The 11799-nt window shown below is 42.5% G+C and carries 10 protein-coding genes, 1 pseudogene and 1 other annotated feature (1 of these 12 running past the window's edge); of the genes and pseudogenes, 2 read left to right on the top strand and 9 right to left on the bottom strand.

Annotation, left to right across the window (positions count from 1 at the left end; genetic code table 11):
• Window positions 1-579 (top strand): annotated as a pseudogene (locus tag HMPREF1517_RS04770) (transposase); the annotation flags it as partial.
• Between the two features lie 281 nt (window positions 580-860).
• Here HMPREF1517_RS04770 and HMPREF1517_RS04765 read toward each other — a convergent pair.
• The 5 genes from HMPREF1517_RS04765 to HMPREF1517_RS04745 form a co-directional block, all read right to left on the bottom strand.
• The gene (locus tag HMPREF1517_RS04765; RefSeq protein ID WP_037599699.1) at window positions 861-2006 is read right to left on the bottom strand and encodes an amidohydrolase; all 1146 of its coding nucleotides are present in this window, start codon (window positions 2004-2006) and stop codon (window positions 861-863) included.
• Window positions 2007-2254: 248 nt separating this feature from the next.
• On the bottom strand, window positions 2255-2974 hold the full coding sequence (locus HMPREF1517_RS04760; RefSeq protein WP_037599696.1) for a 16S rRNA pseudouridine(516) synthase: 720 nt from the start codon (window positions 2972-2974) through the stop codon (window positions 2255-2257).
• A gap of 82 nt (window positions 2975-3056) precedes the next feature.
• Window positions 3057-3740, bottom strand: a complete 684-nt coding sequence (locus tag HMPREF1517_RS04755; RefSeq protein WP_037599694.1) for a VIT1/CCC1 transporter family protein — start codon at window positions 3738-3740, stop codon at window positions 3057-3059.
• Window positions 3741-3857: 117 nt separating this feature from the next.
• Window positions 3858-4841 carry an oxygen-dependent tRNA uridine(34) hydroxylase TrhO gene (trhO, locus tag HMPREF1517_RS04750; protein WP_037599691.1) on the bottom strand — a complete coding sequence of 328 codons (984 nt, stop codon included), beginning with the start codon at window positions 4839-4841 and terminating at the stop codon, window positions 3858-3860.
• Between the two features lie 189 nt (window positions 4842-5030).
• Window positions 5031-5732, bottom strand: coding sequence for a glucosamine-6-phosphate deaminase (locus tag HMPREF1517_RS04745; RefSeq protein WP_037599689.1), 702 nt, complete (start codon window positions 5730-5732; stop codon window positions 5031-5033).
• Window positions 5733-5884: 152 nt separating this feature from the next.
• On the opposite strand from HMPREF1517_RS04745, the gene queA reads away from it, so the two are divergent.
• A complete protein-coding gene (queA, locus tag HMPREF1517_RS04740; protein WP_037599687.1) occupies window positions 5885-6928 on the top strand; it encodes a tRNA preQ1(34) S-adenosylmethionine ribosyltransferase-isomerase QueA in 1044 nt (347 codons plus the stop codon).
• A gap of 96 nt (window positions 6929-7024) precedes the next feature.
• Here queA and HMPREF1517_RS04735 read toward each other — a convergent pair whose 3' ends face one another.
• The 4 genes from HMPREF1517_RS04735 to rplJ all read right to left on the bottom strand — a co-directional run bounded on the left by HMPREF1517_RS04735 (window position 7025) and on the right by rplJ (window position 11716).
• Complete coding sequence (locus tag HMPREF1517_RS04735) at window positions 7025-8812, bottom strand: ABC transporter ATP-binding protein (protein WP_037599685.1); 1788 nt, start codon at window positions 8810-8812, stop codon at window positions 7025-7027.
• A gap of 12 nt (window positions 8813-8824) precedes the next feature.
• Window positions 8825-10561 carry an ABC transporter ATP-binding protein gene (locus HMPREF1517_RS04730; RefSeq protein WP_037599682.1) on the bottom strand — a complete coding sequence of 579 codons (1737 nt, stop codon included), beginning with the start codon at window positions 10559-10561 and terminating at the stop codon, window positions 8825-8827.
• 208 nt (window positions 10562-10769) lie between these two features.
• A complete protein-coding gene (rplL, locus tag HMPREF1517_RS04725; RefSeq protein WP_004183006.1) occupies window positions 10770-11138 on the bottom strand; it encodes a 50S ribosomal protein L7/L12 in 369 nt (122 codons plus the stop codon).
• Between the two features lie 74 nt (window positions 11139-11212).
• Entirely contained in the window at window positions 11213-11716 is a 504-nt protein-coding gene (rplJ, locus tag HMPREF1517_RS04720; RefSeq protein ID WP_003095623.1) for a 50S ribosomal protein L10, read from the bottom strand.
• Between the two features lie 31 nt (window positions 11717-11747).
• Window positions 11748-11799: a sequence feature (ribosomal protein L10 leader region), on the bottom strand; it runs 85 nt beyond the window's last position.

The raw sequence follows: 11799 nt of genomic DNA, 5'->3' as shown, positions 1-11799 counted from the left end.
TCCAAACGCCGAAATCATTATTGATCGTTTCCACATCATCCAGCACCTTGGTCGAGCCTTTTTAAAGACAAGAATTGCGATTATGAACCAGTTTGATAAGAAGTCACTACCCTACCGAGCCTTGAAAAATCACTGGAGACTCTTCCAAAAGGACAGCCGTAAGTTATCTCTCAACCCTTTTTACTCAAAGACCTTCCATCAAACATTATGCCCACATGAAGTCGTTGAGAAGACACTGAATTTCTCAGAAGAACTCACCAATTATTATAATCTCTATCAGCTTTTGCTTTTTCACTTTCAGGAGAAGAGGGGGGATGAGTTTTTTGAACTCATAGAGGAGAATATAAGCAAGGTCAATCATTACTTCAAAACAGTCTTTAGGACTTTTCGTAAACATAAACAATACATCAAAAATGCACTAGAAACACATTACTCAAATGCAAAATTGGAAGGGACCAATAAGCTTATCAAAGATATTAAACGTCTGGGCTTCGGTTTTAAAAATTTTATCAACTTTAGAAAGCGTGTTTTCATCACTCTGAATATACAAAAAGAGAAGACCTATCTGGTCCTCTCTAGATGTTAGCTTTTCGTCACCCACTACAGTTGACAAAGAGCCGATTTTTTCTCCTTAAGCACGTCCTCCTTTTCAATATCAAAAGTAGTACCAATTTAAAGTTCTTAAGCTTTATTTAAAACTCTTAACAAAATAATCAAAGAGTCCTTGGTCTTTTAAGAGCTTATGTCCCAAGAGAAACTCAGCATACCACTGAACACCTATAAATGGGGCGTCAGTGAAGCTCTCAACTCCCTAACACTAACAAGTTTTTCATTACTGGTAATACCGATTAAGGGAATGGTCATTTGCCTTTCTCCTTAAAATAGTCAAGTAGGAAAAGGGCGTTTTCCACATAGTAATTAACAGCTACTGGCAAGGCCTCATCTTTCACAAGGAAATCATCATGGTGCCAGTCTGGTGCATTTTCTTCACCATTTGAGCCAACAAAGGCAAAGACTCCTGGTATTTCCTTTTGATAGGCCGCAAAGTCTTCGCCCCCTGTTGATGGCAGCGTTTCAATCACTTCTGCGAAGGCCTTAGAATTTTCAAAGATAAGTGGTGTGAGCGTCTGGTCATTGTAGGTTACGTAAGGTGAATTGCCCCAAGTAATGTCAACTTGAGCACCAAACTGGTCTGCTGTCGCCCGAACGACCTTTTCAAAGCGGGCAATGACATCTTCACGAACCTTAGGCTCAAAGGTACGAATCGTTCCTTCGAAAAAGCCCGCTGCTGGAAGAACATTCCAAGTATTTCCAACTTCGATATGAGTAACTGACAATACTGCTGATTCAAAGGGCGATACCGTACGAGCAACAATCTGTTGTAAATTGTTGATGATGGTCGTAGTGACCAAGACCGTATCCACACCCAAATCAGGACGGGCAGCATGGGACGAAACACCTTTAACATCAACCCTAAACTGCTCCACACCTGCCATGATAGCTCCCGAACGAAGACCAATCTGACCAGGTTTCAAGTGAGGATTATTGTGATAACCGATGATAGCTGACACACCGTCAAGACCACCCGCTTCAATGACCTGATAGGCCCCTTGGAAATTTTCCTCGGCCGGTTGGAAAATCAAGCGAACAGTCCCCTTAAGCTCGGCTTCTCTTTCTTTTAAAAGCTGAGCAGCTCCGAGAAGAGAGGTCTGGTGAAAATCATGACCACAAGCATGCATGGCCCCATTGTCGCTGGCATAAGGAAGTCCTGTCTTTTCCTTGATCGGTAGGGCATCAATATCAGCACGCAAAGCAATAATCGGATGACCTGACCCAATCTCAGCGATAAGTCCCGTCTTCATGGGATAATTTAAAGGCTCAATACCTAGATTTCTCAAATAGCCTTTCAAAAAGACTGTCGTCTCGTGCTCCTCCTCAGAAACCTCTGGATGTTGGTGAATCTGATGACGTGTCTTTGCTAAATGATCGTAAAATGCTTCTGTCATAATGAACCTCCCTCTCTGATTAGACTTGGTCATTGCTCCTGACTTACTTCAGTTCTCAATCGAATTGATACCATCATACCACCAGAAACAAGGCTTGAAAAATTAAAAAAACTTATGGAATGCCATAAGTTTCACTTATACCCCTAGAAAAGACTGTCGTTATGGGCCTTACAGTATTAAGGGTCATGATAGAGGGAACCTATCATGAGATTGAAAGTTCCTATCGCACTTTAAACCACATAAGGCTACTAGCCAAGATAAGTACGTAAGATTGCTTTTTCCGCTTCGGTCAACGTTCGGTAGGAACCTACAGCTATCCCTTCATCAAGCTTAAACTCTCCAAAAGAAATACGCTTAAGATAGGTTACCTTGACGCCATAAGCCAAAAACATCTTTTTCACTTGATGAAACTTGCCTTCCGAAATCGTAATTCTAGCACAGCTCTTGTCACTCGCAGAACTTAAAACTTCCAGCTGAGCTGATTGACAAATAGTACCATCCTCAAAGACAACACCAGACTCAAAAAATGCAGGTGCATCAGGCCCAAGAACATCATTGACCTCGACATAATAAGTCTTAGCCACATGATAACGTGGGTGAAGCAGGGCAAAGCCCAAAGGCCCATTATTGGTAATTAGCACCAAACCTTCCGTATCTCTATCCAATCGCCCAACAGGATAAAGCCCCTCTCGCTGATCTTCAGGCTTAATCAAATCAATGACTGTTTGGTGTTCCTTGTCCCTACGAGCTGACACTACACCTGCTGGCTTATTCATAAGGTAGTAGACTTCTGGGGCATGCTCCAGTTCCTTACCAGAAACCGTGATGGTTTGAAGACTAGCATCCACATTAAGATTATCTTGTTCAGCCAAGATGCCATCCACGTATACCTGACGGCTACGAATAAGCTTCTTGACTTGATTGCGAGAACCATAGCCCGCCTGTCCTAATAATTTATCTAAACGCATAACCCTATTGTACCACGGATAAGCTTGGTCTAGCAGACTAAAAAAGCCTACCTAACATGGTAGACTTATCCATTATTAACACTTACACATTCACGTGGAAGATATGCCCGACCAAGAAGGTTACAAGCATGGTCAAGAGTCCTACTGTCAAATTACGCAACATAGCTTGTTTAATAGGTGCTTTTCCGAGCTTAGCACTGACATAGCCAGTCAAGAGCAAAGTCAGGGCAACCACAACCACTGTTACAGGAATACGGTAAGGCTCTGGGAACAGCATGATAGCTAGTGCTGGTGGCAAGGAACCAACCGAAAAAGCAAAGAAACTAGATACGGCAGCATGCCATGGATTGGTAATTTCATCCAAGTCCACTCCATATTTTTCCTCAACCAAGACCTTAATAGGATTTTTACTGAAGGCTTGATTGACCTTGACTTCGGCTGCTGTTTCGCAATCCCCCTGACTGAGGAAGGTTTGGTACAAACTCTCTCTAGCTGCTTCAGGTGAGCGATCCAGGAGAGCTTGTTCCTTAGCGATGGCAGCTTCTTCGGTATCTTTTTGCGTTGAGACACTGACATATTCGCCACCGGCCATCGAAAAGGCACCGGCAAAAATCGCTGACAAGGCAGAAATCAAAATAAACCAGATGTTTGATGTCGCACTAGCCACACCGATAACCACTCCCGCAATGGAAATGATTCCATCATTGGCACCTAAAACACCAGCTCTCAAAATATTTAAACGCTCTGCAAAATTCTTATCTTCCAATTTATTTACTCCTTATTTAGAATCATTCTAAAAAATATTATAACAGTTATTTAGAATGATTACAAATAAGAAGGTTGAAAAAGCCAAGATTTCTCTCAGCTTCTTCTCTATTTAAACTTAGGCTGGTGTTACATCCAAGCTCTCATCAATAGCCGCAAGGCGTTCGACAACTTCTTCTTGACTCAAACCATTTTCAGAGACATAACGGTTACGTGGGTGGACACGACATTCATGTGAGCAGCCACGGAGGTATTTGTCTTCATTTTCCTCTGAAGCAAGGATACGACGGTTACAGAATGGGTTACCGCAGTTAACATAGCGTTCACAAGGTGTGCCATCGAACCAATCCTTACCGACAACTATAGGGTCTACATGATTGATATCAACGGCAATACGCTCATCAAAGACATACATCTTACCATCCCAAAGCTCCCCTTGAACCTCTGGATCTTTTCCGTAAGTTACGATACCACCGTGCAATTGGCCAACATCTTTGTAGCCTTCACGGACCATCCAACCTGAGAATTTCTCACAGCGGACACCACCAGTACAGTAAACAACCACGCGCTTGTCCATGAACTCTTCCTTATGGTCGCGAACCCATTGTGGCAATTCACGGAAGTTGCGAATGTCTGGACGAATGGCTCCACGGAAGTGACCAAGGTCATACTCATAGTCGTTACGTGTATCGAGGACAACAGTGTCCTCTTCTAAAAGAGCATCTTTAAACTCTTTTGGTGACAAGTAAGCACCTGTAGTTTCAAGTGGATTGATGTCGCTGTCAAAGTTATCATCCTCTAAACCAAGGTGGACGATTTCCTTCTTGTAACGAACAAACATCTTCTTGAAGGCTTGCTCTTCTTCCTCATCAATCTTGAACCAGAGGTCCTCCATCCCTGGAAGGCTGTGAACATAGTCCATGTATTTTTGAGTGGTCTCATAGTCACCAGAAACCGTTCCATTGATTCCCTCGTCAGCGACCAAGATACGTCCTTTCAAACCGATTGACTTACAGAAAGCCAAGTGGTCAGCCGCAAATTGCTCAGCATTTTCGATGGGAAGGTATTTATAATAAAGCAATACTCGAATAGGTTTTGCCATTGTATGTCCTCTTTCTTTATGAAATATCTATATCTGTTGTTTGATAGTCAAAGTCAACTTATCTATTATAGCGCTATCAAAGAGGACTAAGCAATTGATTTGTTTGGAAGCACATTTTCACAAAAGAAGAAGGCTGAGTGCCAGATGCCTCAACCTGAGTTTCGTAAGATTGTTTTTCAAAAGATAGTATTACAATTTCGCAGCAGCTGCCTCATCTAAGATAAGAGTCACATCTGGATGATGTTGCAAGACACTGGCTGGGACTTCCTCTGTTACTGGACCCTTGACCATCTTGAAAATGGCATCTGCCTTCTTGTCACCATAGGCAAACAAGATAATCTTCTTGGCAGCTATAATGGAAGCAATCCCCATTGAAATAGCCTTTGTAGGGACTTGGTCACGACTGGCAAAGAAACGGCTATTGGCTTCAATGGTGCTGTCAGTCAAGTCGACCACATGGGTTTTACTATCAAAAGGCGTACCTGGCTCATTAAAACCAATGTGCCCATTACTTCCAATTCCTAAGATTTGCAGGTCAATGGCATGGTGCAACAAGATGTCATCGTAGTCCTTAGCCGCCTGCTCCAAATCATCAGCCATACCGTCAGGCAAGAAGCTCTCTTTAAATGGCTTGGCGTCAAAGAGTCGAGCATTCATAAAGGCATGATAGCTCTGCTCATGGTCTGGTGCTAGTCCAACATATTCATCCAAATTAACACTGTAAAGTTCCGAAAAATCCAAGTCGCTTTCAACCATCTCTTGGTAGAGGGCGATAGGTGAACTACCTGTAGCCAACCCCAATGTGTGAGCACCCGCTGCAAGGCTCTCTTTAAGAAGATCAAAGGCAACTTTGCCTCCTTCAAGTTGACTTTTTACAATAATCGTTTTCATTTTTCATACCTCACTGATTGGTATATACCATTTTTATTTATTATCTCTTTTTTTAACCTTTTTGTCAAGCGCTTTCACTCGATAAGTTTAATGACGGTCGCCCTATATCGTGCTATAATAAAAAGGCTGAACATTTTTAAACGAGGAAACCAATGAATACAAACGATTTTGATTTTGAACTGCCAGAGGAACTGATTGCCCAAACCCCATTGGAACAACGTGATGCCTCTAAACTCTTGGTCATTGATCCTATCACCAAGGAGATGACTGATACCCATTTCGACCACATCATTGACCAGCTTAACCCTGGAGATGCCTTGGTCATGAACAATACACGCGTGCTTCCTGCCCGCCTCTACGGTGAAAAACCTGATACACACGGTCATGTAGAATTTCTCCTTTTGAAAAATACCCAAGGTGATCAATGGGAAGTTTTGGCCAAACCAGCCAAACGCCTTAAAGTGGGTGCTAAAGTCAGTTTTGGTGATGGCCGCTTGACTGCCACTGTCACTGAGGAACTGGATCACGGCGGACGTATCGTAGAATTTAGCTACGACGGTATCTTCCTTGAGGTTTTGGAAAGCTTGGGTGAGATGCCACTGCCACCTTATATCCATGAAAAATTGGAAGACCGTGACCGTTACCAAACGGTCTATGCCAAGGAAAATGGCTCTGCCGCTGCTCCAACAGCTGGCCTCCATTTCACTCCTGAATTGCTTAAAAAGATTGAAGCTAAAGGCGTAAAATTGGTCTACCTCACCCTCCACGTTGGACTGGGAACCTTCCGACCTGTTTCTGTCGATAATGTCGACGAGCATGAAATGCACTCAGAGTTTTACACCCTCAGTCAAGAAGCTGCCGATACCCTCAATAGTGTCAAAGCTGCTGGAGGTCGCATTGTTGCAGTAGGAACAACCTCAATCCGAACACTAGAAACAATCGGCAATAAATACGATGGCCAACTCCAAGCTGACTCAGGCTGGACCAATATCTTTATCAAACCAGGCTACCAATTCACAGTCGTAGATGCCTTCTCAACTAACTTCCACCTTCCAAAGTCAACCTTGGTGATGTTGGTCTCAGCCTTTGCTGGTCGTGAATTCGTCCTCGAAGCCTACAAACACGCTGTCCAAGAACGCTACCGCTTCTTCAGTTTCGGAGATGCCATGTTCGTAACACGACGTGCAGAGAAATAATAGTTATTTTGAGACTTCTCTCACTAGGGAAGTCTCTCTTATTGCTCGTCAAATTCAGAAAAAATCCACCAGTTATGAACTGATGGATTATTTTGTCTATTTCTCTGCAAACTGACTATTATACAAATCGTAATAGAAGCCTTTATCAGCAAGAAGGGATTCATGGTTCCCTTGTTCGATGATTTGACCATCTTTAAGGACCAAAATCTTATCTGCCTCTTGGATAGTTGACAGACGGTGAGCGATGACAAAGCTTGTTCGACCCTGCATGAGAGTCTTCATAGCCTTTTGAATCAAGAGTTCCAAACGGGTATCAACTGATGAGGTTGCCTCGTCCAAAATCAAGATTTTAGGATCAGCCAAAAGCGCACGCGCAATGGTCAAAAGTTGCTTTTGTCCCAGTGAAATGTTACTTGATTCCTGGTTCATTTCCATGTTGTAACCGCCAGGTAGCGTACGGATAAAGTGGTCCACATTGGCAGCCTTAGCGGCTTCAACAATTTCTTCATCAGTTGCCTCAAGATTACCAAAGCGGAGATTTTCCTTGATAGTTCCTTCAAAGAGCCAAGCATCCTGAAGCACCATACCAAACTGTTTACGATAATCCTGACGTGATAAGTTACGAATATCATGACCATCAACCGAGATAGAACCAGCCGTCACATCATAGAAACGCATGAGAAGATTGATAATGGTTGATTTTCCGGCACCAGTTGGGCCGACAATAGCGACCATTTCGCCAGGATTGACTTCAAGATTAAAGTCACGAATCAAAGGTTTATCAGCCACATACTGGAAGTCCACATGCTTAAAGCTAACTTGACCAGTCAAATCTCCTTCAAGCACTTCAGTAGCATCATTAGCCTCGTCTGGTTCATCCATGAGTTGGAAAATACGGTCCAAAGAAGACTTAGCACTCTGCAATTGTCCAGCTAACTGAGTCAAGTTCTGAATAGGTTGATTAATCTGCCAAACGTACTGAACAAAGGCCTGCATATTACCAATCGTCAAGCGACCAGCCAAAACTTGCAAACCACCTAGAACAGCGACAATGAGATAGGTCAAGTCAGATAAACCATTAAGTACAGGCATCATGAGGCCTGAAATGAAATTGGCCTTAAAACCTACCTTCTGAAGGTCTTCCGTAATCTCTTTAAAGTCGTCTAAAGATTTATCCTCACGGCCAAAAAGTTTAAGCACATTGAAACCAGTCAGATTTTCCTGAACAAAACCGTTAAGAGTACCTAGAGCATCAGCCTGCTGCTTAAAGTAAGGTTGAGATTTACTCATGATAAAACGGGCACCAAAGAAAGTAATCGGAATAGTGATAACAACCACAGCTCCCAATTGAAGATTAAGGTAAAGCACTGTTCCAATAACTAAGACTAGAGTAAAGACGGCATTAACAATCTGCAAGAATGACTGCTGTAAGGCATTAGATACTGTCTCGACGTCACTGGTAAAGCGTCCCAAAAGGTCCCCAAATTGATGCTTGTCAAAGTATGACACTGAGGTACGATTGATTTTCTCAGTCATCTCATTACGCATATCCTGAACCGTTGCCTGCACGGCATTGGTCATAAAATAGTTGGAATAGTAGGCAGCCAACTCATAAATAAGACCACGCAAGAGATAAACAACTAGAACCAAACCAACATAGGATACATTGATATGGGCGCCTTCTACCCCCTTAATGATATCCAGCGTATTTTTAGTCAACTCTGTAATAGCTAAACCAATGACTACGGGTTCAAGGACACTCATGATGACACTAACAATTTTCAGGAAAATAGCTAGGTAAAGTGGGAAACGATAAGCCTGCAAGTATGACCAAAGACGGCCAAAACTTGAGGAATGAGTTGTTTTCTTTTTATTATTCTTCATTTTGACCTCCTTCTAGTCTTCCGTAAGACTCTTTTGATTCAATTGTGAATTAGCAATTTCACGGTAAATGTCATTGCTTTCCATAAGCTCTTCATGACGGCCACGACCAACGATTTCACCTTCATCCAAAACAATGATTTGATCAGCATCCATGATAGTTCCCACACGTTGGGCTACAATCAGGACTGTTGCATCTTGAGTCACTTCTTTTAGACGACGGCGCAAGGTCGCATCAGTCTTGTAGTCCAAGGCAGAGAAGGAATCATCAAAGATATAAAGATCAGGACGTTTAACCACCGCACGTGCAATTGACAAACGCTGCTTCTGTCCACCAGAAAGGTTGCTACCACCCTCAGCCAAGTGAGAATCATAGCGTTCTTCCTTACTTTCGATAAATTCCTTGGCTTGAGCCACATCAGTAGCTTGATTCAATTCTTCATGACTGGCATTTTCCTTACCATAACGGATATTTTCACCGATAGTCCCTGTAAAGAGTAGGGCTTTTTGTGGAATAAAGCCAATCTTACGACGAAGAGCCTTAAGATTGTAGTCACGGACATCTACACCATCAACAAGAATGCGTCCAAGTGTTACATCATAAAAGCGTGGAATCAACTGTACAAGTGATGATTTTCCTGAACCCGTAGACCCAATAAAGGCAATGGTTTCACCAGGTTTTGCCTTGAAAGAAATGTTGTGTAGGACAGGACTCTCAGTTTCACCAGGATAGGCAAAGGTCACATTGTCAAACTCCAAATAACCCTTAGTCTCGGTTTCTGTCACGCCATCTTCATTTGGATTGATAGAAATCGGCATGTCCATAATTTCCTGCAGACGTTCACTAGACACCGCCGTACGAGGATACATGGTAAAAAGATTAGCTAGGAAGAGGAAGGACAATAGTGCATGGAAGCTGTACTCAATAAAGGCAACCAAGTCACCGATAGCCAAACTTCCAGAGCCTAATGGCTCAAGGGCAAACCAAACAATTGCCACAATCATGGCGATGATGATTTGCACAAAAAGTGGCTCGGTCAAACCAGTCAATTTAAAAAGTTTGTTTGAATTATCCGCATAGACAGCATTTTCAGAAGCGAACTTCTTCTCTTGAAAATCTTCTCTAGCAAAAGCACGGATGACACGAAGTCCAGTCAGATTTTCACGAGCATACTGGTTAATCTTGTCGAGAGTTGCCTGTTGTTTTTCAGAAAGCGGACGCGTTTTTACCGCCACATACCATACTACTACGGCTAGGAAAGGCAAGGAGATTGCCACAATCCAAGCCAAAGATGGACTTGTCGTCAAAATCAAAAAGACACTGGAAACCATCATCAAAGGAGTGATAACCCCTAGCTTAAGAACCTGATCCGCAAACTGCATAAGCACAAAAGCATCTGATGTGATACGAGTCACCAAAGAGGATACCCCAATCTGCTCATACTCGTGGTGGGAATACTCCTGAAGCTTAGCATAAATGTCATTACGCATGACTTGCACCATAGTAGTGGTCAACTTACCAACCGCATAGGACAGAAGTATACGACCAACAATCCCAGTCAAAACTACACCAAACATGACCCAAGCATAAGCGTAAAGCTTATCAACATCACCACGGTTTATTCCCTCATCAATCATTCTGGCAAGAACCGTCGGCAAACCCAAGTTAGCAATAACAAATAAAATGGCCGCCGTAAAATTCATTGCTAGCCACTTAGGATAACGTCTGAGATAAGACCAAATATAAGCCATAAATTTCTCCTTTTCTTTTTAGCATTTACCATGCCTTTAAGATTTTTATAGTTATTTACAACCACTAAAGCCGTAAAAGACACAGAAAAAGGGCGTGACAAGCACGCACATTACCTACATTCTAACAAATGAAAATATTAAAAGTAATAGAAAAAACCAGAGCTTATGCCCTGGTTTTCTTTATTAAGCGACTTGAGTCGTTACCTTATTATTTAAGAGTAACTGAAGCTCCAGCTTCTTCAAGTTTAGCTTTGATTTCTTCAGCTTCAGCTGCAGCAACACCTTCTTTAATAACTGATGGTGCACCGTCAACGATAGCTTTAGCTTCTTTAAGACCTTCGCCTGTGATTTCACGTACAACTTTGATAACGCCAACTTTTTTGTCGCCTGCAGATGTCAATTCAACGTCGAATGAATCTTTAGCAGCACCAGCGTCAGCAGCACCAGCTGCAGCAGCAGCTACAGGAGCAGCAGCAGTTACGCCAAACTCTTCTTCGATAGCTTTTACAAGGTCGTTCAATTCAAGGATTGAAGCTTCTTTAATTTCAGCAATAATGTTTTCAATGTTCAATGCCATTGTGATTTCCTCCAAATGTGTTTTTTAATATAGTGTTTTAAACGTAGCTTAGGCTACGAGTTGTGAAGATGGGCTTATGCAGCACCGTCTTCTTTGCTTTCTGCAACCGCTTTGACAGCGTATGCAACGTTGCGCACTGGCGCTTGAAGTACAGAAAGGAGCATAGAAAGCATACCTTCTTTGTTTGGAAGTGATGCAAGAGCGTTGATTTCTTCGACTGAAGTGAACGCGCCGTCAACAACACCACCTTTGATTTCAAGAGCTTCTGCGTCTTTAGCAAATTCGCTAATAACTTTTGCTGGTGCGATAACATCTTCGTTTGAGAATGCTACTGCAGATGGACCAACAAAAAGTTCTTTAAGGTCTTCAAGACCTGCTTCTTCAGCTGCACGGCTCAAGATAGAGTTTTTGATAACTTTAAATTCAACGCCTGATTCACGAAGATTACGACGAAGAACTGTATCTTGGTCAACTGTAAGTCCACGAGAGTCAACAACAACGATAGATGCTGCTGCTTTCATTTTCTCAGCGACGATAGCAACCTGTTCAGCTTTCTTAGCAATAATAGCTTCACTCATTAGTAGTTTTACCTCCGTTTTTATTTTTGGGCTAGGCACAAAAAAATCGTACCTAAACCTAGACACGAAAGTACAATACGTTC

It is taken from the genome of Streptococcus sp. ACS2 (genome assembly GCF_000525585.1).
Classification (GTDB): domain Bacteria; phylum Bacillota; class Bacilli; order Lactobacillales; family Streptococcaceae; genus Streptococcus.
Note: the sequence above shows the minus strand (reverse complement) of the source record. Positions and strands in the feature narration are given on the sequence as shown.